Annotated in this window: 18 protein-coding genes and 2 pseudogenes; 14 read left to right on the top strand and 6 right to left on the bottom strand. The window is 40.9% G+C overall.

The annotated features are described in order from the left end of the window. Nucleotides 1–147: 147 nt before the first annotated feature. Complete coding sequence (locus AB3Y88_RS01730; RefSeq protein WP_228888931.1) at nucleotides 148–750, bottom strand: nitroreductase family protein; 603 nt, start codon at nucleotides 748–750, stop codon at nucleotides 148–150. A gap of 267 nt (nucleotides 751–1,017) precedes the next feature. Here AB3Y88_RS01730 and AB3Y88_RS01725 point away from each other — a divergent pair, with 267 nt between their 5' ends. The 3 genes and pseudogenes from AB3Y88_RS01725 to AB3Y88_RS01715 all read left to right on the top strand — a co-directional run. Then, nucleotides 1,018–1,461 (top strand): PTS fructose transporter subunit IIA, encoded by a 444-nt coding sequence (locus tag AB3Y88_RS01725; RefSeq protein WP_228888934.1) that lies wholly within the window; start codon nucleotides 1,018–1,020, stop codon nucleotides 1,459–1,461. 3 nt (nucleotides 1,462–1,464) lie between these two features. Continuing rightward, the gene (locus tag AB3Y88_RS01720) at nucleotides 1,465–2,898 is read left to right on the top strand and encodes a PTS fructose-like transporter subunit IIBC (protein ID WP_228888937.1); all 1,434 of its coding nucleotides are present in this window, start codon (nucleotides 1,465–1,467) and stop codon (nucleotides 2,896–2,898) included. A 16-nt stretch (nucleotides 2,899–2,914) separates the two neighbouring features. Beyond that, nucleotides 2,915–3,751, top strand: a pseudogene (locus tag AB3Y88_RS01715) (MalY/PatB family protein); the annotation flags it as partial. A gap of 65 nt (nucleotides 3,752–3,816) precedes the next feature. Here AB3Y88_RS01715 and istB read toward each other — a convergent pair. Both istB and istA read right to left on the bottom strand, forming a co-directional pair. After that, complete coding sequence (gene istB / locus AB3Y88_RS01710; protein ID WP_313819558.1) at nucleotides 3,817–4,647, bottom strand: IS21-like element helper ATPase IstB; 831 nt, start codon at nucleotides 4,645–4,647, stop codon at nucleotides 3,817–3,819. Then, nucleotides 4,634–5,847, bottom strand: a pseudogene (istA, locus tag AB3Y88_RS01705) (IS21 family transposase). Before istA ends, istB begins: the two are co-directional and overlap by 14 nt. A gap of 21 nt (nucleotides 5,848–5,868) precedes the next feature. Between istA and AB3Y88_RS01700 the strand changes: the two are divergent. Together AB3Y88_RS01700 and AB3Y88_RS01695 are read left to right on the top strand one after the other, a co-directional pair. Continuing rightward, nucleotides 5,869–6,285 carry an aminotransferase class I/II-fold pyridoxal phosphate-dependent enzyme gene (locus tag AB3Y88_RS01700; protein WP_367293358.1) on the top strand — a complete coding sequence of 139 codons (417 nt, stop codon included), beginning with the start codon at nucleotides 5,869–5,871 and terminating at the stop codon, nucleotides 6,283–6,285. A gap of 12 nt (nucleotides 6,286–6,297) precedes the next feature. After that, complete coding sequence (locus AB3Y88_RS01695; RefSeq protein ID WP_228888942.1) at nucleotides 6,298–8,004, top strand: HTH domain-containing protein; 1,707 nt, start codon at nucleotides 6,298–6,300, stop codon at nucleotides 8,002–8,004. A 135-nt stretch (nucleotides 8,005–8,139) separates the two neighbouring features. Here AB3Y88_RS01695 and AB3Y88_RS01690 read toward each other — a convergent pair whose 3' ends face one another. From AB3Y88_RS01690 to AB3Y88_RS01680, 3 genes are all read right to left on the bottom strand, one after another. Next, entirely contained in the window at nucleotides 8,140–8,649 is a 510-nt protein-coding gene (locus AB3Y88_RS01690; protein ID WP_056962051.1) for an HdeD family acid-resistance protein, read from the bottom strand. Between the two features lie 204 nt (nucleotides 8,650–8,853). Continuing rightward, nucleotides 8,854–10,584, bottom strand: a complete 1,731-nt coding sequence (locus tag AB3Y88_RS01685; protein ID WP_228888944.1) for an ABC transporter ATP-binding protein — start codon at nucleotides 10,582–10,584, stop codon at nucleotides 8,854–8,856. Nucleotides 10,585–10,607: 23 nt separating this feature from the next. Further along, a complete protein-coding gene (locus AB3Y88_RS01680; RefSeq protein ID WP_228888947.1) occupies nucleotides 10,608–11,186 on the bottom strand; it encodes a MarR family winged helix-turn-helix transcriptional regulator in 579 nt (192 codons plus the stop codon). Between the two features lie 571 nt (nucleotides 11,187–11,757). Here AB3Y88_RS01680 and AB3Y88_RS01675 point away from each other — a divergent pair. The 9 genes from AB3Y88_RS01675 to acnA all read left to right on the top strand — a co-directional run bounded on the left by AB3Y88_RS01675 (nucleotide 11,758) and on the right by acnA (nucleotide 22,404). Beyond that, on the top strand, nucleotides 11,758–12,333 hold the full coding sequence (locus tag AB3Y88_RS01675; protein ID WP_056962067.1) for a hydrolase: 576 nt from the start codon (nucleotides 11,758–11,760) through the stop codon (nucleotides 12,331–12,333). Nucleotides 12,334–12,497: 164 nt separating this feature from the next. After that, nucleotides 12,498–13,472 carry a LysR family transcriptional regulator gene (locus tag AB3Y88_RS01670; RefSeq protein ID WP_367293357.1) on the top strand — a complete coding sequence of 325 codons (975 nt, stop codon included), beginning with the start codon at nucleotides 12,498–12,500 and terminating at the stop codon, nucleotides 13,470–13,472. Nucleotides 13,473–13,511: 39 nt separating this feature from the next. Beyond that, nucleotides 13,512–14,432: a manganese-dependent inorganic pyrophosphatase gene (locus AB3Y88_RS01665; protein ID WP_228888950.1), complete on the top strand. Its 921-nt coding sequence runs from the start codon at nucleotides 13,512–13,514 to the stop codon at nucleotides 14,430–14,432. Nucleotides 14,433–14,707: 275 nt separating this feature from the next. After that, nucleotides 14,708–15,469 (top strand): DeoR/GlpR family DNA-binding transcription regulator, encoded by a 762-nt coding sequence (locus tag AB3Y88_RS01660; RefSeq protein ID WP_056962055.1) that lies wholly within the window; start codon nucleotides 14,708–14,710, stop codon nucleotides 15,467–15,469. 316 nt (nucleotides 15,470–15,785) lie between these two features. Continuing rightward, the gene (locus AB3Y88_RS01655) at nucleotides 15,786–16,115 is read left to right on the top strand and encodes a hypothetical protein (protein WP_054757788.1); all 330 of its coding nucleotides are present in this window, start codon (nucleotides 15,786–15,788) and stop codon (nucleotides 16,113–16,115) included. 397 nt (nucleotides 16,116–16,512) lie between these two features. Beyond that, on the top strand, nucleotides 16,513–17,052 hold the full coding sequence (locus AB3Y88_RS01650; RefSeq protein WP_228888953.1) for a biotin transporter BioY: 540 nt from the start codon (nucleotides 16,513–16,515) through the stop codon (nucleotides 17,050–17,052). Between the two features lie 100 nt (nucleotides 17,053–17,152). Continuing rightward, nucleotides 17,153–18,340 carry a pyridoxal phosphate-dependent aminotransferase gene (locus AB3Y88_RS01645; RefSeq protein WP_056962057.1) on the top strand — a complete coding sequence of 396 codons (1,188 nt, stop codon included), beginning with the start codon at nucleotides 17,153–17,155 and terminating at the stop codon, nucleotides 18,338–18,340. A gap of 55 nt (nucleotides 18,341–18,395) precedes the next feature. After that, nucleotides 18,396–19,175: a glutamate racemase gene (gene murI, locus AB3Y88_RS01640; RefSeq protein WP_056962058.1), complete on the top strand. Its 780-nt coding sequence runs from the start codon at nucleotides 18,396–18,398 to the stop codon at nucleotides 19,173–19,175. 592 nt (nucleotides 19,176–19,767) lie between these two features. Next, on the top strand, nucleotides 19,768–22,404 hold the full coding sequence (gene acnA / locus AB3Y88_RS01635) for an aconitate hydratase AcnA (protein ID WP_261909578.1): 2,637 nt from the start codon (nucleotides 19,768–19,770) through the stop codon (nucleotides 22,402–22,404).

Genomic DNA, 22,404 nt, shown 5'->3' with positions numbered 1-22,404 from the left:
TTCGTAATTTCGAGTTAGCACTCAAATTTTCCCGACTTATGTCACACTCTTGTCCTTTTTGTTTTGTGTTTATATTTAAAGAAATAAGTAATTGCGGTTGAGACTAATGTTTAGTTCGCAATGATGCTTTGTCAAACCTGCCGCGATTTAACGTAAAACTCTGAATTGTTCGTTCTTAGATAATTTTTCTTTAGCAGGAGCTTCTTCCTCAATTGAACCAAAGTCCAGTTGTGCACGGAGCTTCCAATTAGCAGGGAACTGAAAGGCTTCTTTAACTAAATCGTCAATAATGGGGTTGTAATGCTGCAGATTGGCGCCAATTCCATTTTCTGCTAAAGCCACCCAAGTATTCGCCTGAACAGAACCAAGTGCTTGTTCTGACCAATCTTTGAAGTTCGCCGCGTAGAGCGGAATATCTTTTTCCAACTGAGCAACTTGATCAGTATCAATGAAGAATAAGATCGTCCCAAAAGCTGCCTTAAAGCTGGAAATTTTGGCGACTGTGTTTTTGTAGGCTTCTTCATTTGGAACTTCGCTCTTTAAACGTTTAACCACAATTTCCCAGAATTGATCGTGTTTTTCGCCAAAGAGAAAAGCAGCACGTGTCGTAACTACATTGAAAGAGTGCGGCGTTGCTTGCACTGTATCTTCCACCAGTTGGACAATTTCAGCTTGGCTGAATTTTACATCTTTACCTAAGGCGTATACTGAATGGCGTTTTTCTAACAAATCTAAAAGCTTAGTTTCCATGTTTTTGAACACTCCTATCTTGTGAATGTTGTCATTATATCAACTTATTTTTAGTAAGTAAAGTTAAAAATAGATGAAACATTTGATTTCATAAAAACATCTCAGAAAATTCAAAAACGGCAGTTCTTCTAATGAAGTGTTTTCTCAAAATAATAGTTGTTCAATTGTAGTTTTATTAATATCACTTTTTGACACTTTTCAGTGTCAAAATAACTATTAATCTTACTAAAAATGTAGGCTATATTAATAGTAAAGGAGGAAGACAAAATGTTTAAAAAAGAAAATATTATCTTAGATGCTACGGGTGGCAGCAAAAAAGAAGTTTTGGATGAATTAGCTAGAAAAGCTTTTTCATTGAATTATGTAAGCGATGCCATAAAGCTGCTGGATGATTTGTTAGAAAGAGAGGAAGAATCTACAACTGGATTTGGAAATGGAGTTGCAATTCCACACACCAAAAGTCGAAATGTTCTAGAACCAACAATTCTTTTTGAACGAACCATACAGCAAATTGAATGGAATTCTTTAGACGATAAACCTGTTACTACTCTGATCTGTATTTTGGTACCTGCAAATGAATCTAATGAGCATTTGAGAATATTGGCGAAGTTGAGTCGCCAATTGGTTCATAAAGAGTTCGTAGATAAGTTGAAAGAATATGACGCAGATCATATTTATATGTTAATTAACCAAATAATAGGAGAGGAGTGAAAAATGATGGAAATTGTAGCCGTCACAAATTGTCCTGCTGGGATAGCACACACCTACATGGTGGCAGAAGCTATTGAAAATGAAGCGAAGAAAAAGGGCTATACAGTTCATGTTGAAACTCAAGGTGCAAGTGGAGTGGAGCATAAATTGACCGCAGATCAAATTGCTACTGCAGATTATGTTATTTTAGCGCTTGGGAAGGGAATGTCTGATGAAGATCGAGCGCGTTTTAATGGGAAAAAAGTATTAGAAATCCCAGTTTCAGATGCTTTAAAAAATATTTCCCATCTAATGGCTGACTTACCAAATGAAGCTCATTTATTCTCAAGTTCTAAAGTAAAATTAGGTGCCAATCAGAATGCTGTAAAAACTGGTGTTATCAGTCACTTAATGGCTGGTGTATCTGCAGCATTACCGTTTGTTATTGGTGGAGGACTTTTGTTAGCACTTGGTAGTATCCTAGTTCAATTTGGTGCAGCAAATGTCGCTCCCAAAAATGGTAATATGGCTTCTTTAGCTTGGGTTTTAAATACTGTAGGGGGATTAGGTTTTACCTTTATGATCCCAATTATGGGTGCGTATATTGCTTATTCGGTCGGTGATAAACCAGCACTTGCTCCTGCATTTCTAGCAACATATTTATCAAATTCTCCCGATATTTTGGGAACTAAAACGGGTGCTGGTTTTCTGGGTGCCGTTGTACTAGGATTGACAATTGGTTATTTTGTTAAATATTTCAAAAAAATCAAAATTGGTAAGACATTTCAATCTACTATGGGATATTTGATTATCCCATTTATTACACTTTTAATATTTGGATTACTAACTTATTTCTTGATCGGCCCATTTATGGCATGGCTTATGGCAAGTTTAATTTCTTTCTTGAATAGCATACCACCATCAATGAAAATTTTAGGTGGTTTCGTTGCAGGCTGTATGCTTGCATTTGATATGGGAGGGCCAGTTAATAAAGCTGCATGGTTTTTTGGATTTTCCTTGTTAAGTTCACACGTTTATACTTGGTATGGCATTGTCGGAGTTGTTACAACACTTCCACCAATGGCAGCAGCAATTGCAAGTTGGTTGAGACCAAAAATGTTTACTAAACAGGAGCGTGAATCAAGTATTCCAGCTTTTTTAGTAGGAATGACGGTAGCTACGGAACCTGCAATTCCATATGCTCTTGCAGCTCCATTACCAATGATCGCTGCTAACACACTTTCTGGAGGGATAGCTGGTGCATTTTCGATGGCTCTCGGTGTTGAAAGAATTGCTCCAGGATTAAATGTTTTTGATCCGATATTAGGATTGGTTCATCCTTGGTATAGTTATTACACCGCTTTTGCAATTGGATTATTTTTCAATGTTTTATTTATTATTATCTTTAAGGGGATATGGCTAAGGCGAAAACAAGGGCAAATGAATACTGTCAAATAAAGAAAGAAGATTAAAAATGGCTATTAACTTTGATGAGATTATTGATAGGCATGGCACCTATAGTACACAGTGGGATTATATTGAAGATCGATTTGGTCGTGCCGATATTCTGCCCTTTTCAATTTCCGATACAGATTTTTCAGTGCCAACAGGAGTACAGGATGCGATAAAAAGAAGAATAGAGCATCCTATATATGGATATACAAGATGGAATCATGAGGAATACAAAGAGAGTGTATGCAACTGGTTTGAGAAGCAAGATAATGTAAAAATATCAAAGAATTGGATATCATATAGTCCAAGTGTTATTTTTTCTGTTTCAGTATTTATTAGAATAAAATCTGAACCTGGAGATTCAGTGGCAGTGTTTACTCCAATGTATGATGCATTTTATGGGGTAATTAAAGAAAACAACCGATTTTTAGTTCCTATCAGACTTGGCAATGCATATAGTGATTATAATGTAGATTGGGATAGCTTAGAAGCAGTACTCAAACAAAAACAAACAAAAATTCTCTTATTAACTAACCCCCATAACCCAACAGGAAAAGTTTTTTCGAAAGAGGAATTAAAGCTAATTAGTGAGTTGTGTGAAAAATATGAAGTATTTATTATTTCTGATGATATTCACCGGGATGTTGTTTTTGACCAATATAAGTACGTTCCACTAACAGAAGTTCGAAAAAAAGATATGGTACTTTGCAGCTCAGCTTCAAAAACTTTCAATATCCCAGGACTTATTGGATCATATTTAATTCAACCAGATGAACAGCTTTATGCGGCCTTTCAGATTGAATTAAAACAAAAAAATGCTCTTTCTTCTGTTAGTATTTTGGGGATGTTAGCCCAGGTTGTCAACGCCGATGTGAAAATGTAGTTTTTTGCCGATTAAAAAATGCTGTTTTTTACCGATAAAGTTTACAGTGTCTCACTGCTCCTTTCTTTATTTTGTGCGTTGAAACCTGATAAATCAGGTCCGGAATTATCCTTCTTTTCAATTAAATGATCTTTCATTCGATATGATCGACCAGTGATTCGGATAACTTTAGCGTGATGAACCAAGCGATCTAAAATGGCGTTAGCTAACATCTTATCTGAAAAGGTGTTTCCCCACTTAGAAAGCGGAATATTAGTGGTGATAATGGTTGATTTCCGTTCGTATCGTCTTTCAATTAACTGAAAAAACAGCTTAGCGCCCACTGACTCAATTGGAAGATAACCAATCTCATCAATGATTAGAATTTGAAAACGGGCATACCGGCGTAGCACTTCTTCGCTCCGGCCTTGAACTTGTGCTGTTTGAAGCTTGTTGATGAGGTCGCTACATCGAATAAACTGCGTTGAAATTCCTTGTTTACACCCTTCAATTCCAATGGCGGTGGCTAGGTGAGTTTTACCGACACCGGAGGTGCCGATAAACAAAACGTTTTGATTCTCTTGGGTGAATCTTAGTGATCCCAAGTCCTCAATTATCCCTTGGTTAATTCCCGGTTGATAACTAAAGTCAAAGTCAGCTAACGTTTTTTCATATGGAAAGCGGGCTAGTTTAATTCTCAAATTAATCTTTTTTTGTTCCCGGTATTTAAGCTCAGCCGTTGTCAATTCGAATAAGGCATCACTCAAGGACTTGGGTGCTTCATCTTGATGATCCAATAGGTAGCCTAAATGTTCGGCGAAACGATCTAACTTTAATTGTCTAAGGTTGGTGTATAAAGCTTGGTAATTGGCCATTTTCTCACTCCATTTCATCAAACATCTTCAGGTTTCGGTCGACGTAATCATCAATGACTCGGTCATCACGATTCTTATAAAGGTCTGATCGGACAATCTCTTCCATGTCATCGCGAAGGTAAGTAAATCTTTTCAGTGAAATAGGGTGAGAACGAATTAATTCTCCGTTATAATAAATGTATAGAGTATTGTCATCGTGTTTAATTTGTACGGTTTCGTCAATATATCTTATGGGGACGGAGTATTTCCGATTTTGAAAGACAATCATTGATTCCTTGCTAACTTTCCTTGCGATGGTTTGGCTGGCATAGGCATCGAGTAAGTCGTGATCAAAATCCTGGAGATACTCTTTTTCTTTATCAAGCAATAAATAAGGCGGAATTTGAGTCGCCTGAGACTTCTCATGATTCAGCTGATCACACGTCAAATGGACGATCTCGGCTAAGTCTAGCGGCTCTTCAAACTCATGGTTGTAAACTTTGATTCGCTGAGTAGTTCTGGCCAGCGCCTCAACCTTTCCTTTGGTTTGTGGCCGAAACGGTCGACAAGCAATTGGCTTGAAACCAGCGTCCTTAGCGTATTCAACGAAGGTTTCATTAAATACCGGCTTACCAAAATTACTTTTATGATGATCGACGACAACCTTTTGGTTGTCAAACCAGATTTCTTTCGGCACACCCCGGTTGCCCAAAAGGCATTAGTTAAGCAATCAAAAAAGGTAATTTGGCTGCGACTGAAGGTAAATTGCATGTATTTCATTCGCGAGTACCCTAAAACATATAAGAAGATGTTGCCTTTGACAATCTCTCCATGCCGAGAAACCAACGTTAAATCTTCTTTCCAATCAACCTGGGCTGAAATCCCTGGCGAGGTTTCAATCCGGATAGTGGCTTTTTTCGTTGCGGCTTTTCTGATGGTTCGACAATAGTCTCTGAGAATACTTTGCTTTCCTTGATAGCCACGTTCTTTGATAAAGTAATAAATTGCCGTTGCCGAACAGCCTTCTAGAACCTTTTCTTCAATCGTTTTTCGATAATCGTCAAGTTTACTCGGCCGCCGTAAGGGTTGTGGCTGCTCATCTGGGGGCGTAAGCCCTAAATTGTAGTATCTTTTTACCGTTCGTGGATCAACACCGTATCGCCGACCAATTTCAGCGAAGTTGGGCTTTATTTTGTTCATAATATATTGCTGGACACACTGCTCAACATCTAAACGCATTTCAGTTCCTCCAAATTTGAGATGCGTTTATTTTACCGTAAAAAAATGTTGGAAAACCGACATTTTCTAATCGGTATTTTCCAACATTTTACAACCGTTGCTGACACCCAGGTAGCAGCATATAAAGATGAGCATTATGTAAAGCAACTTGTAGATTATGTGCATAAAAATATGCTCAGATTAGAAGAATTCACCCGTGAGGAGGATCTTGGCCTTTGTTTTAAGTGCCCTCAGGGAACTTATCTTGCATGGATTGATTCATCTCAAAGTAATATGACGGGAGATGAACTACAAAATAGGCTTGTTAATTATGGAAGAGTAGGAATCATGCCTGGTTCGACCTATGGTGACCAAAAATGTTTGAGGATGAATCTTGCATGTCCACGATCTAAGTTAGAAGAAGGACTTAAACGGATAAAACTTGCGTTAGAAAAATAGGATGTGATATTGATGTTGACGGAGCGTGAGAAAGAAATACTGCTGTATTTGCAAAAAGAAGATCTTTCTGGCCAACAACTTTCACAGTTTCTTGGAGTTTCTCGTAGAACGGTTATTCGTGATATAAAAAATATTAATTCTTTTTTAGCAAGGGATCATTTGGTGCAAATAACGATTAAGAATAGTTATCACTTGAAAGTCATTTCTAAGCCTTATTTACTACGTTTACTTAATCAGTCAATCCCTGATAAATATAGAATATTGGTAGATCTTCTTTTGTGTCGGGTCATCTCTTTTGATGAATTATCAGAAAAGGTTTTCCTATCAAAACCAATTATTAAACAGTGTATTTTAGATTTGAACGATGAGTACAAACTATTTTTTAATATTAAGATAAAAAAAGGGTATGGAATTTCATTGAATGTCTATTCAATTTCAAGACCAGATATACTAGCATCATTAATGTTAAATTTTCCAGAATTACAAAGAGTAATAACGGAAGACCAGTACAAAAATAAAAAAACACTTCTAAGTTGTGACAAGGAAATGAAGAGTTACTTTGAAGTCAGTTCCAAGTTTATTTCAGATCGCGAGATCAAGTTACAGCTTTTAGCTGCTAATGCCTGTTATTTTAGGTATTGCAAGTGTAAACAAGAATTAAATGAAACTAAAAGAATACGAGGTTTCTTTATAAATAAGCACCTCCTTTACCAAAAACTGTCAGAGAATAAGCAAAATGTAACTAATTTAATTCAAACTGCTCTCAAGCGCTACTCTTCGACCGAGCCGGGATATTCAGTCGTTGAGTTGATGTACAAGCATATTTTACGGAGTGCACTTTTTCCAGCAGTGGTTCACACATTTTTGAAGAGAGATTTGTATGAACTTGCTAAGAAAGAACCATTTGCTTTTGATTTTGGAAAAGAGCTTTCAATAAAATTAACGGCAATTTTTCCTAGGTTATTTGTTGGTCCTGAATATTTGGTTTTATATGCTTTAATGGCTTTCAAAGAGCGGAACACGAAAAGCAACTACAAGGTTATACTGATTTCAGAGCATCAATCACTTGGAGCAATTAATAAATTGCTACTTGAGAAAAATTTACCTGGTATCAACTGCAACCTTGAAAGCCATTTTAAAGATATACACGTTTCAAAAAAGGACACTATTATTTTATTAAATAGTGATTTAATTAATTTTCCAGAAGACTCTATACCAGATTATTCTTTTTCAGGATTACTGAATGAAAAACAAATATATCATATTAAAGAAATTGTTCGTGATAAAAAATTTCAAGATATTTTTGTGAAAGAAATTGATGAGCATCATGTGATTTATGTTAAAAAAGATTTTAAGGGGAATTACTTTGATGTTCTAAAAAAATGTCTTGGTAAGTTGGTCTTTGAAGGTGCGATAACTCCAGATGAAGAAACACGTTTAATTCAACGTGAAAAAGCGGGGAACCAACTCATTGTAGATCATTTTGCGATACCTCATATTGTTGCAGAGACTGCTATAAAATCATATCGGATTTTTTCTATTTTCATTGAAAAACCAGTTATAGTTGAAAAACAAAAAGTTAGCAATATTTTAATAGTTTTAGTTAGTGAACCACAAGCGGATAAAAGTAATATATTTGGATATCTGTATAAGAAAATCACTGGTAAAAAGGGTAGTAGTCCTGCATCTAGAGAAGAGTTACTGCGAATGTTTCATTAATTATATAGAGGTAAAAAGCCAAACAAATAAGGACTCTCCTAAGAAAAAACAAACAGGGGAGTCCTTATTATATTTAAAATGATTTAATGTGAAACAGTCTGCTTTTACAACTGCAAGTCAAGGTATTTCCTGCAGCTAAATCGCATGAATAAGCATTTCAATCCCGTAAAGCATAAAAAACATTGCAATCAGGAAAGAAATTGAAAAGATTGACAAAGCAGGTGAGAGGAACAACAGGATTCCAATCACAATTCCGAGGATTGCGATTAGCACATCTACAATGAAGTAACGGGGCTCAACCTGTCTAATCACGTTTGCCAGCCAGAGATTTGTCAGTGAATCGAACAAGAACATGAGCGCAAAAGAAAAAGTAATCAAAAGCATTCCAAATTGAAGGTTAAAGAGCATTAACAACCCAATGAAGATATCTAAGCCAGCAGTGAAAGTAAACCAACCAGTTCTTTCTAGCACTGGACGGTAACTAAAGAGTTTTAGTGCACCTCTGAGAATTGCCAAGACGCCGGTAATGATAATGACAGCTCTAAAGGTCGGCAGCGGATTACGCAGACAAAGAATGGCCGTGATGATACTTAGAATGCCGATGATAAAGGTAAATGGATCAAAGTTAGCAAGTTTTTCTTTCATAAAATAATCCCCCAAGATAAATAAATTTAGCTTTCAACATTAACCATAGCACAAATTAAGCCATAGAGTGTCAATGAGACTTTTAGGGATGATAAAGTGTTAAGGGCAAGAAAAAGTCACAGCCTCTCTTTTATTCCGGATAAACGTGTTCCATAAGTCAAAATTCTCCGTCTAACTTTCCCGACTTATGTCACACTCTCCGTATTAGTTGCCAAATTGATTTGAAACATATTCACGGTAAAGTGCATGTTTGGCAACGAGTTCTTGATGAGTACCATGACCGCTAACTCGTCCTTTTTCAATAAAGTAGATTTCGTCAGCATCGACAATTGTGCTGAGTCGATGGGCGATTACCAGGGTGGTCCGATTACGCATCAGTTTTTCGAGTGCTTTTTGCACCATCATTTCGGACTCTGAGTCAAGACTGGCGGTGGCTTCATCCAACATCAGAATTTTGGGATCGCGCAAGAATGCGCGTGCAATTGCAAGTCTTTGACGCTGGCCTCCTGAGACCTTGACTCCGCGTTCGCCGACTTGCGTATCCAGGCCTTGCGGCATTTGAGCCACAAAATCTTTTGCGTATGCCATTTCGAGTACTTGCCAGAGCCGTTCATCTGCGTAGGTACCGTTTAAACCATAAGTCAGGTTGTAGCGGATAGTTCCAGCCATAATGGCGGCATCTTGACCGACAAGACCGATCTGCTGGCGCCAGTCAGTTAAATTAACAGTTGCAATGTTTGTGTCGTCAATCTTGATTTCACCGCTGTCCGGGGTGTAAAAGCGCTCCAGCAGACTAAAGATTGTCGACTTGCCGCCTCCAGAAGGGCCTGCAAATGCCACGACGGTATTCGGGTGTGCAGTGAACGAAACAGCGTTTAAGATCTGTCGGTTCTGTTCATAAGAGAAGCTGACATTTTGCATGCTCAGAGTCTGCCCCACGACATCCTGAGTTTTTCCTGAAGTTTGATCTTCTTCTGGAAGTTGCAGCAATTCTTGAAGCCGGGTTGTTGAACCGCTAGCTTTGGCAGTTTCAGAAAAGAATTGTCCTAAGACAACGAATGGTCCGATCATTTGGACAAGGTACATCAAGAATGAAAAGAGGGTGCCCATGTTCATTGTACCTTGAGCGACTCGGGTAGCGCCATAGCCCAACATGCCGACAATCATTCCCATCATTACCATTGTCATCAATGGACCAGCAACAGAGTCATAGATAGCTTCCTTGAGCCCAATCTGGTACAGCTTGTGAATTCGCCGATTTCCTGAATTGAGCTCGGCATTTTCAGCATTCGAAGACTTTACTAATCGGACTTCGCTAAGAATTTCACTGGCTTCACCGTTAAAAGCCGCGAGTGTGTCTTGCCGGGCATGCGCAATTTTATGTGCTCGATTTGCAACTGGTAGAATGGCTAAGACAACCACGGGAACTGCGATGAACATCAACACTGTCATTTTCCAATCCATCACGAGCATCAGTGCCAAGGCTCCAAACAGCTGCAAAAGCGAGGTTACCATTTTAGGCATCGAATTTGCGAGTAGATCTTTTACCTGAGTGGAGTCATTTACTAGACGTGAGGTGATCTCTCCTGATTTTGTTTTGTCAAAATACGGAACAGGGAGGGTTAGTAATTTTTGCCACAGACGTGCGCGCAGCTTATAGACCACGTCCTCTCCGAAAAAGCCCAGAATTGCTCCCGAAACAGCACTGATCAATGCACTGGCGACGAAGAGGGCGATGACTGTCAGAACTAGTTCAAGATTGACGTGTTTGCCTAATTCATTAATCAAATCTTTAGCAAAATGCGGAACTGCCAGCTGCATTGCAGTAGCAATCAGACCGAGTATTAAACCACCGCTAAGTTGCCAATAATGCGGCTTAATCTGTGTAATCAACTGCAGGAAATCTTTGGTTTTAAAATTCATTTTTGCTTGCATGCTTTTCTCCTAGCGCATTCTTTTTAGTCGTGAAAACGGTCAAAGCGTTGCTTGAAGTCTGGGTGTGAGCGCTCAAAGCCGTGATGCATTTGACGCAGTTGTTTCATAAAATCATAGAAATTATTACCTTTTTCATTGTGCCAATCAAAAGGAGCTTTTTCATCGAGATCAGCTAGTAATTTACGTAAAAGTGTCCGGAGTTGCTGCTGTTCTTCAGCGCTTAGGGCTGAAAATAATGATTCTGATAATTCATCTTTTAGTTTGTGCGAATCGTTGATAAACTGCGTGCCTTTAGCGGTTAAAGAAATTAGTAAGACCCGTTTGTCGGTGGGGGATTCTCGCCGTGCTACCAGTTCTTCTTCTTCTAATTTACGCACTAGCGCACTGACTGAACTCGGGCGGATGTCTAATTCTTCTACAATTTCTGAATTGGTTAATTGTTCTTTTTCAGTGAGCAACTGCAACAAGCGTAATGGACCACGGTTGTCTTGCGGGCGCTGCTGGTCTCCAAAACGGGTACTTTTGATAGCAGCAGCTACGAAGGCATGTTGCTGGAAAAGACGGCCGAACAAAGTTAGTAATTCTTGTGAGTCATAAGTCATTTAAAACACTCCCATTTTTGATTTAGATTTAGTTAGTTTTTACATTTACTAACTAACAATCACAGCATAAACTGTTAGTTAGTTTTTGTCAATAAAAACTAACTAAGTTTCAAAAAAACTTTTTGGCTTGCTAGTGGAGTGTTATGAGTTCCATTTTAGTCGGGGGTGTGACATAGGTTGTTAAAATTCGAAGTCAGACCGAAGATTTTGACTTATAAAAGATTTATGCGTCGTAAATAAAAGATGAGCACCACAGTGAATTTTTAATCCGAACATTTAATTTGCAGAGAATTGCGGTCAGTGTGAACTCTTTTTGTCCAAAAAAATGGCGGCTGGCTGAGCCTAAGATTACAAGTTTGTATTTTTAAACTTTTTTGCTTGCCAAAGTATGTTTCTATGGTATTTTATTTAGTGCTGGCATTTATTCATACGGATGTTTGCAACCAACTAATATAAGGGGTGAGTTCGATTGATTAATTCATTCAAATACAAATACAACGTCTCCACAAACTTAAGAAAGCAGCTTGTGACGGTCCCCACGGCGATTGAAACCGCAAGTGGAATCTCATTTATGGGGCGTAACGTGAAATCGCTTATTTTTACTACTGATATTGCAATTGTCAGAAATACGAATGCAGACGCTATTTTAGCAGTTTATCCGTTTACCCCCGATCCGGCAATCATGCAAGCGATCCATGTAGCTTCTGATCGTCCGGTCTTTTCAGGTGTCGGCGGCGGTTTGACGAATGGAAAACGCTCTGCTGATATGAGCCTGTTTGCAGAAAGCTGGGGAAGTCTTGGGGTAATTGTCAATGCTCCGACTTCCGTTGAAACGATTAAATTAATCAACGATGTGGTGGATATCCCCATTATTTTAACGGTTGTCAACACCGAGGTTGATTTTGCCGAGAAGTTCGCTGCCGGAATTGATGTTATCAACGTTAGCGGCGGCTATCAGACCGCTCAAATAGTGCATACTATTCGGGAACGCTATCCTCAAGTTCCAATTATTGCAACGGGCGGTCATAGTGATGAATCAATTAAACAAACAATTGCCGCTGGTGCAAATGCAATCACATACAATCCACCGACCACCAGTAGTTTGTTTGCCCAAAAAATGAAGGAGTATCGCGAATTTGGATTTTGATTGGGACAGGGTGCAGTCAAAAAAGTGAAAACTTTAAAATAATCACTATTTTTTATGCTATTTGGCTTGTGTGAGCCCTCTAGTTTGTTTTATTATTAGGTTGATTCGATAAGTTTCGGATAGTACTTATTATTAATAATAATTAATAGAGGGGAACTGGACACATGAAAACGAAGCAGGATAGTATCTTTTCTTCAAAAACGCTCACCTACTTCCTTCAACTAGCAGAAACAATGAGTAGTTACACGCAGGCTGCACAAATCTTGGGAATTACGCAACCGGCGCTCACACAGCAGATTAAGAAGTTGGAGCGAACAGTCGGGGCACCATTATTCTATTCCGTGGGGAAAAAACTGCACCTGTCTGATGCAGGCTATACCATGTTGGATGCAACTCATCAGATTTATGAAACACTCAATGAAGCTGCCGATGAGATCCAGCAATCGACAAGTGCATTGCATGGCGAGATCCATCTGGGAATTCTGGCGTCGATTGAAGACCGTGTCTTTAGTCAGTTTGCAGTTGAGTATTACATGGCTCACCGGAGTATTAAGATTACTTTTCATATGTTGACACGCAAAGAAATTTGGGAACTCTTGGAGAATAATGAGATTGATCTTGCAATCATGTATCTGCCTGATGAGAGTATTAAGAACTGGAAACCATATCAGTCGAAACTAATTTTGACAGAAGATCTGTTATTTTTGCATAATCGCCCGGAATTTTTCAAGAAGAAAAACATTCGTTTGCGCGATACGACTGGCAACGATTGGGTCACATATCCACCGGGTTACTATCTGCACAGTACCATGCTTGAAGCTTATAAGAATAGTATGATCGATCCGCCTTCTTCGGTTGCTTATTTTGCAAAACCAGGCCAGATTTTTGAATTCGCCCGAGCAACGGATGTTTACACCGCCTTGCCAGCTTCTTTCGTGCGTGCACATAATGCAACTGCTGCTGGCACTAAGTTGCATGTTGCACACTTTGAGCCGGCAATCAAATTTGATCTGGCGTTTGTTTTCCGCAAGGGGAAGAATCAGATTCCACGAATTGCTAATTTTTTGAAGGAATTTGATGATTATCTGACAAAACAGGATTACAATTCGCGCTTGACAGAAATCAGCAATCAAGGTTAAATCAAAATAGGAAATCAATTTAAGATGGGAGATCTTTTGATGAAGGAACTAGTTTTTGGTCATAAAAATCCCGATACGGATGCTATCGTAGCTGCAAAGGCGTTTTCGTACCTGGAAAATCAGTTAGGTGCAGAGACTGAAGCGGTCGCACTTGGTACACCGAATGAGGAAACAAAATTTGTTTTGGCACATTTCGAGGAACCTGCACCGCGGGTTGTTGAAAAGGTTGCACCTGAAGTTGAAGCAGTCATGCTGGTTGATCATAATGAAGCCCAGCAAAGTGTAGCAGATTTGAAAGACGTAACTGTTACACATGTGGTCGATCATCATCGAATCGCTAACTTCGAGACGTCACTGCCACTTTATTACCACGCAGAACCAGTTGGCTGCACAAGCACGATTATCTTGAAACTTTTCAAGCAAAACCGGGTTGAGATTCCTGCAAAATTGGCGGGCTTGATGCTTTCGGCCATTATCTCTGATACTTTGTTATTCAAATCACCAACAACAACTGACGATGATAAGGTAGCCGTTAAAGAACTTGCTGGAATTGCTAAAGTAGATTATCAGCAATATGGTTTAGAGATGCTTAAAGCAGGGACAAACCTTGGCAGCAAATCCGAAAAAGAACTCATTGATGCAGATGCTAAGTCATTTGAAATGGGTGGCAAGACTATCCGGATTGATCAGATCAATACAGTGGATATCGATGAAGTCTTTGCACGTGAAGCTGCTTTGCGGGCTGCAATCAGTGAAGAAAATCAAGCTGAAGGCTATGACTTATTCCTCTTAATGGTTACCAATATCCTTAATAGTGACACCCGCTTGCTTGTGGTTGGCGAACCACAAGACGTGGTTGAAAAGGCTTTTGATATTCAGCTTAAGGACAATAAGGCTGAACTTCCAGGCGTGGTTTCACGTAAGAAACAAGTTGTACCGCCATTAGAAAAGGCCTTTTAAGCGCAAGGTACTTTTTGTGAACGGGCGTGAGCAGCAACTGTTTTAAAATTTGATAATGTGATTAAACGGGGGTTGCAGCAAGTGTTTTTTGTTGCGCTCCTTTTTTAAGTCTATTTTACATGTGACTATGCGCGTAGGCCTTTGATTTACAACAAAATTTGTTTTAACGAGAATTTTTATTGATTAATAAGTATTTCTGTTAAGTGTTTTGCTATAAACACTTAACAAGTGTATAATTATTATTAGATTTTCAAAAAAGATTTGAGGTATGCGCAATGAGTCAGGAAAAAAGAGTTGAGCTGATTAAGCAGCTGCTTGAAGAAAAACAAGAATTGACTACCAGAGATATTATGAGTGAATTTGGGGTCTCACAAGATACCGCTAGACGAGATATTGTGTTGCTGTCTAGGCGAGGTGAGGTCAAGCGCACTCATGGAGGGATTCTTCCACTTGATTTTGGCAATAAAGTTCCTAATTTTCAAAGCCGGCTATCACGGTTTACCAAGCAAAAAACGAAAATTGCGCTGGAAGCTGCAAATTATTTTCAGGCACATCACGTTTATTTTGTCGACGCTTCGACGATTTTGTTGAAGACGTGTCAAAATATTAATTTACCGATGACGATTATTACGCATTCACTGGACAATTGTACGGCGTTAGCGGAGGAAAATAAGGTTACAGTCAAGGTTTTAAGCGGGACCCTTGATCACCAAAACCGCTTTTTCTATTCGACTGCAGCAATTAGTGAGCTCGATAACATTGCACTGGACACTGCCTTTATTGCAGCATCAGGCATTGATGAGCATGGGATCTACTTACTTAACCAAGAAGATGCAGAGATTGTTGGCAAAGCAGTCGAGCGTGCGCGCCGTGTCATTTTGGTAGCTGAACATCACAAATTCATCAATAACTCTTATTACAGTATTTGTTCCCCAGAAAAGATCTCAGTTTTCATTACTGATAAGGTTCTTTCTGAAAGGGAACGGGCGATCTTCCCTGAGTCAACTAAGATTCAATTAGCAGGGGAGCTTGATTAAGCTTTTTGCGGAAGGTAAACATAATTTAACTCTGATTTATGGAATTAGGCAGAAATTTCCGTAAATCAGAGTTTTTTTGTGCTCAAGCTGAAAGCTGCTTCAGACACCTGATCCCAGCAAAACTTTCTTTAGAAAATGTTAAAAGTAACACTTTTTTTAGATTTTGCTTGTAAATCTTGCAATCAAAGTGAAAATATAATAACATTTTAATTATATGATTGGCTGTGAGGCTAATCTTGCAGTTGCTTTGTGTGGATTTGGCAGGAGGATTTAAAAAATGTGTTAAATAACCAGCGTTTGCAGGAGGTCGATTAGCGTGGATATCAAGTTAGATGATGTACTGTTTGAAAAGATTTCGAGCGGTTCAAAGACGGTCGAGGTTTTTCTCAATGATGGACAGATGAAGCATTTCGGAGTAGGTGATACGATTGCGATCCATCGAGGCAGCAATGATGAAGACATGGTGCTTGTGAGTGCCTGGAGTATCAAAAAATGCCGTAATCTCGCTGAATTATATCAAAAATATTCTCCAGCTGCTGTTGGAATGGAGCAGGCGGAGTTGGCGCAACTTTACAGTGCCGAGGATATCAAAAAACATGGCCTTTTAGCAATTAAGATCAAGCTCCTAAAACCTAATTTCGAATAAGTTCAAAGCTTAAGCGAAAGCCAAGAATCAGCCTGCTTACAGCGTGGTCTGTTTTGTGCTAGTATAGCAGGATGGGTTCTGTGCGGTTAATTTTGGGGGTAAACATCAAGTGGATGCTTGCTGGGATAGAACTTTAAAAGCAGGCACACTAACGGAATTTTTGGATAACAAAATTATTAAAGCTCAATTTTAAAATAGACAGAACTGCAACTTGACTGAAACGAAGACTTTCAGCTTGTTGTAGTTCTTTTTTAGTGAATTAAGCAACTGAAGGTGTAAATTTGGATGACAAAGCAGGTGCTTATTCGGCATTGTCAACCACATTATTAATAAGGTTGACTAACTTAGGAATTTTCGCTATGCTGAGACTATTCAAAAGATGAAGGGATGTTTCATAATGAAAAGAGAAAAATTACATAATTTAGTATTGGCGGGTATTTTGCTGGCCGTTTTGGTAGTCTGTTCACAAGTGACGATTCCGTTGCCGATAATTCCGCTGACGCTGCAGACCTTTGGAATCGGCTTGATTGCTTCTTTGCTGCCGGTCAGCTATGCGGTTGAAGTTGTCTTGGCTTACCTAATTCTGGGGGCGGTCGGGTTGCCTGTTTTTGCTGGCTTTTCAGGTGGTTTTGCAGCATTGATGGGACCGACTGGCGGATATTTGGTTTCATTTGTGCTCTATGCGCTTGTGACGGCTGCCTATCTTAAATATCGTGGCCGTTCCTTCGCCAACTTGATCAGTGGCAACGTGTTAGGTGCTGTGGTGAATTTACTGTGCGGTTCATTGTGGATGGTGCCGGTGCTTCATTTGAGTGTCAAGTCTGCTTTACTAGTCGGATTGGTGCCATTCTTGCTTCCAGGTTTGATCAAATTGTTGGTCGTAGCGCTGATTACTTTGCGTTTGCAGGGTTCCTTAGGATTACGGCCGCAGCGCTAAGATGTTGGGAGGCACACGCTTGCGCTGCACAGTTTTTGCGGTAACGTGGTATAATAAAGGCTAAGTTTCTTAATTCTTTAACGGTCAGGAGTTTTGAAAAATGGCAAAAAGCAAATTCAATGAAAAGATCGAACGCATTGCAATCTCAGATATTCGTCGCTTTGATGAAGAGGTCAGTGCGATTCCGGACATTCTCAAGCTGACGCTAGGGGAGCCCGATTTTAAGACACCCGAACATATCAAAAAGGCTGCAATCAAGGCCATCGAAGCAGATCATTCACATTATTCGCCAACTGGTGGGATCATGCCTTTGCGTGCGGCTGCAGCTGCTTATTATAACGAAAAGTATGATCTGAACTATACACCAGAGCAGGTTGTGACGACAGTCGGAGCCACAGAAGCAATTGCAGCCAGTCTGCAAACGGTGTTGAACCCAGATGAAACGGTGATTGTGCCTACTCCGATCTTCCCGCTGTATATTCCGATTACCAAAATTAACGACGGACGTGTGATCCTGACTGATACCAGTGCAGATGGGTTTATTCTGACTGCAGCCAGACTGCGTAAAATTATTGCAGAATACCCATTGGCAAAGGTTAAGGCAGTCGTACTTAATTATCCTTGCAACCCAACCGGTGTGACTTATTCGCGTAAGCAATTAGCAGAATTGGCGGCGGTGATTCGCGAACAGGGGCTGTGGGTAATCAGTGATGAGATTTATGCTGAATTAACATATGCTAAAAAACATGTTTCAATGGCTTCAATACTTCCTGAGCAGACAATTCTAGTTACGGGGCTTTCGAAGTCGCATGCGATGACTGGTTGGCGGATGGGCTTCATTCTGGGACCGCAAGATTTTATTGATCAGGCATTAAAGGCGCATCAGAATATGGTCACTTCAGCAACTACCAGTGTTCAATTTGCAGGTTTGGAAGCGATGCAAAATGGTAAACAAGATAGTGTGCCGATGCGCAAAGAATATGCCCGTCGCCGTGATTTCTTGATTAAGGAGTTGACACAGCTCGGTTTTCAAATGGCAAGTCCAGATGGGGCTTTTTATCTGTTCGCCAAGATACCTGCCAATTGTCCACAAAGTTCTTGGAAATTTGTCCGTGATCTTGCGCATCAGGCAAAGGTCGCTTTAATTCCAGGAATCTCTTTTGGACCTGGAGGAGAAGGATATGTACGTTTGAGTTACGCTGCAAGTTATGAAAGTCTTGTAGAAGCGGTTAAACGCATTCGCGGATATGTAACAGCGCGCGGGCCAGTTGAGCCGGCTGCCAAGTAGCTGAAACAGACTTAAAAGTTTCGTTTTAGGACTGTCTTGAGAAAGGAAAATCGAAATGGCAAGTAAAACACAACCAATTGGGGTTTTTGACTCTGGTGTGGGCGGGATTAGTGTCTTGCGTAACTTACACCGCTTAATGCCGCAGGAAGATTATCTTTTTTACGGTGATTCAGCTAACGCCCCATATGGCGTTAAGACCGTTGCCCAAGTCCAGCAGTTGAGCCGGGCAATTGTTGAAAAATTCATTGCACAGAATGTCAAGGCGATTGTGATTGCCTGTAATACAGCAACAAGTGCTGCAATTGATAAATTGCGTGCACAATATCCGCAGCTGCCGATCGTAGGGCTCGAACCCGCTGTAAAGCCAGCAGTCATGCGCAAACCGCATTCACGTGTGTTGGTGATGGCGACTCCGTTAACACTGCGTGAGCAAAAGTTTCAGGAGTTAATGCAGCAGTATGATAAGTTGGCAGAATTGATCCCGGTTCCAGCACCGCGGCTGGTTGAATTTGTTGAAGCGGGCGAACTTGATTCACCCGCAGTTGAAGCTTATTTGACAGAGCTTTTGCAGCAGTATCGCGGACAGGTCGATGCAATTGTTTTGGGATGTACCCATTTTCCTTTTGCAGAACCGGCAATTATTAAGGTCATGGGGCCTGCACCGTTCATTATTGACGGCGGACCTGGTGCAGCGCGCGAGTTACAGCGCCTGTTACGCGAAAAAGAATTGTTGGAACCGCTTGGGCATCCAGGTTCAGTCAGCTTTGCTAACAGCGAACCTGGAGCAGCCAAGCTGGAATTGAGTAAGCGTCTGTTTGCGGAGTCAGGGCGTTAAATTTTTAGTGCAGGATTTTGTCTATTTAAAGAATGAGTGCGATCTTCTTTCGTTTTAGAAAGGGGTCGCTTTTTTAGTCAGAAGCAGCTACACTGATTGCCAAATGAGAGTAAAAGCAACGCATGAATTTTGCTTAATAATTTTATAGCTGTTAAATTATTTTTATCTATTTTGGGTAATAATTTGATTTGTCAACTTATTATCTGGCGGACAGGTAACCTCACCATGTTCAAAGGCAACACTTTTTAACTCGCTTCAGCTCAAATGCAAAGTTAAAGACTATAGATTATGATTGTGTTCCAAGAGTCCATTGCTTAGTATTACCGCTGCCAGGCAAAATTTTACGAAATAAAAGGACTGTCGGCTTAAATAAGTGGGGCATAAGGGCACTTTGTACAAAAAAGCACAAATTGTTTCGTTTAAAAAGTTGGTAGCGCTTACTTAGTTATTTAGTAATTTTATTATGCAAGAACGGTTCCGAATAGATAATAAATCGTGGGAGATAACATTTACTGTTAGTTGCGCCTAATTAGAATTATGTTAGAATGATTAAAAATTAAGGCGTAAAAAGTGCCGGACGGAGGAGTTTAACATGACAGCAGACTATCGCAAAAGCTTTACTTTAGCGCAACAACAGTATGACTACTTTGACATTGCAGCTTTTATGGCAGCACATGGCAAGCGCATCCAAACGTTGCCCTATTCAATTAGAGTCTTATTAGAACTAACCCTGCGGCATAGCGCAACACAGCCGGAAATGCAGCAATACCTGCCTGCATTTCTTGCTTGGGATCAGCACCATGAACAGGATGTTCCTTATAAGCCTGAGCGTGTCGTCTTGCAGGATTTTACCGGCGTCCCGGCTTTAGTTGATCTTGCGGCAATGCGTGAAGAAGTTTTGCGCAAGGGTGGAGATCCAGCACAGATTAATCCGGATGTGCCTGTCCATCTAGTAATTGATCATTCGGTGCAGGTGGACTTAGCTGGCAGTGAAGCAGCTTTCGATTACAATATAAAACAAGAATTTAAGCGCAACCGCGAACGCTATCTGTTTTTGAAGTGGGCCCAGGAGAGTTTTACTAATTTGACAATTGTCCCTCCGGATACTGGAATTATTCATCAGGTCAACCTTGAGTACTTATCACCGGTTATTCGGCACTCCAACGCTGAAATTCCAGTGCTCTTTCCCGATACATTAGTCGGAACTGATTCGCACACGACAATGATCAATGCCTTAGGAGTCTTAGGCTGGGGTGTCGGCGGCATTGAAGCTGAAGCCAGCATGCTGGGACAAGAATCATATTTTCCAATGCCACGGGTCGTCGGGGTGCGTTTAACTGGAGAAATGCCGCAAACTGCAACCGCGACGGACCTTGCATTGACCTTAACGCGGATTTTGCGGGAGCATAATGTGGTCGGTAAGTTCGTTGAATTCTATGGACCGGGGTTAAAGACGCTGCCGCTGGCAAATCGGGCTACGATTGCCAACATGGCACCTGAATATGGGGCAACGTGCGGCTTTTTCCCAATCGATGAGCAAACTCTTGCATATTTACGACTGACTGATCGTTCTGCACAACAGATTGAAAGAGTGGCAGCTTATGCCCGTCAGAACTCATTGGCATATCGCGAAGATGAGGATGAAGAGCGGCATTATTCTGAAGAAGTCACGCTTGACCTGGGGACTGTCCGCAGTTGTGTGGCTGGGCCCAAACGACCGCAAGATTCGGTTGAACTTCCGAACTTACCTCAGAATTTCCGCGGCTACGACCAGATGAAGGCATTAGCTGTGACTGCAGCCGATAAAGAATTTGCCTTACGTCCCGGTGCGCTTGGAATTGCTGCGATCACAAGCTGTACTAATACTTCCAATCCGGAAATCCTGATTACGGCAGGTTTAATGGCCAAAAAAGCAGTTGAGCTCGGGTTGCAGGTTCCAGCGTACGTGAAGACTTCTTTTGCCCCTGGGTCACGTGTTGTTGCGGACTATTTGGAGGCATCCAGACTTCAGCCGTATCTGGATCAGCTGGGGTTTAATATTATCGGCTATGGCTGTACGACTTGTATTGGCAATTCAGGCAAGTTGAAACCCGGAGTGCAGGAAGCAGTTGCACAGACGAATTACCCGCTTGCTGCAATTGAAAGCGGCAACCGAAACTTTGAAGGGCGCGTGAATCCTTTAATTAAAGATACTTATTTGGCGTCACCGCCGCTGGTGGTTGCGTATGCTCTGGCAGGAACGCTGGATCTTGACGTAACCCAACAGCCGCTGGGAACCAGTGCTACAGGCCAGCCAGTCTATCTCACTGATCTCTGGCCGCAAGTCAGTGAAGTCAGTGCTGTAATTCACAAGTATCTGAAACCAGAATTGTTCTCGCATAACTACCAGAACATCTTCCAGCAAAATGCCGCTTGGAATGCATTGCCAGCCAGCAAATCTGTGACCTACGATTGGCAAGCGGATTCTACCTACTTAGCATCACCGCCGTTGTTTGAACATGCGAGCGGTCAGCTTACGGGGCTGCGTGTACTTGCCAAGTTGGGGGATTCCATTACCACGGATCATATTTCACCTGCCGGATTCATTGGGCAAAAGACACCAGCGGGCAAGTATCTGCTGGCACAAGGTGTTAAGCCGCAGGATTTCAATTCTTATGGTTCGCGGCGGGGCAATCATGAGGTGATGATCCGTGGGACACTTGCGAATCTGCGGTTGCAGAATCAGCTGACGCCGGATAAACGCGGCGGTTACACCAAATGTTGGCTGGATTCCCAAGAGACGACGATTTATGACGCTGCGATGGCTTACCGCAAACACGGAATCGGGACGATTATTTTAGCCGGTCAGGATTATGGGATGGGTTCTTCGCGTGATTGGGCTGCTAAAGGTGTGCAGCTGTTAGGAGTTAAAGCGGTGATCGCCGAAAGCTTTGAACGAATTCACCGTTCCAATCTGGTGATGATGGGGGTTATTCCGCTCCAGTATCTTCCAAAAGAGAATGCTGCCAGTCTCGGGCTGGATGGAGATGAGGCTTTCGACATTACATTGGTCGATTTGCAGACCGCCCATGTACGGGCAAGTTCTGCCAAGCATGAAGTTGAATTTACAGTCAAGGTCCGCTTTGATGCCCCAATTGATGTTAAATATTACCAAGCAAATGGAATCTTGCCTTATGTGATTGCTAAGAAGATGGGCGGTGAACGTCAAGTTGCTGGAAGGAGGAAGTAA

This window comes from Liquorilactobacillus satsumensis, assembly GCF_964065465.1.
GTDB classification, from domain to species: Bacteria; Bacillota; Bacilli; order Lactobacillales; family Lactobacillaceae; genus Liquorilactobacillus; species Liquorilactobacillus satsumensis.
The sequence above is the reverse complement of the archived record's forward strand: the minus strand, read 5'-3'. Positions and strand labels throughout refer to the sequence as shown.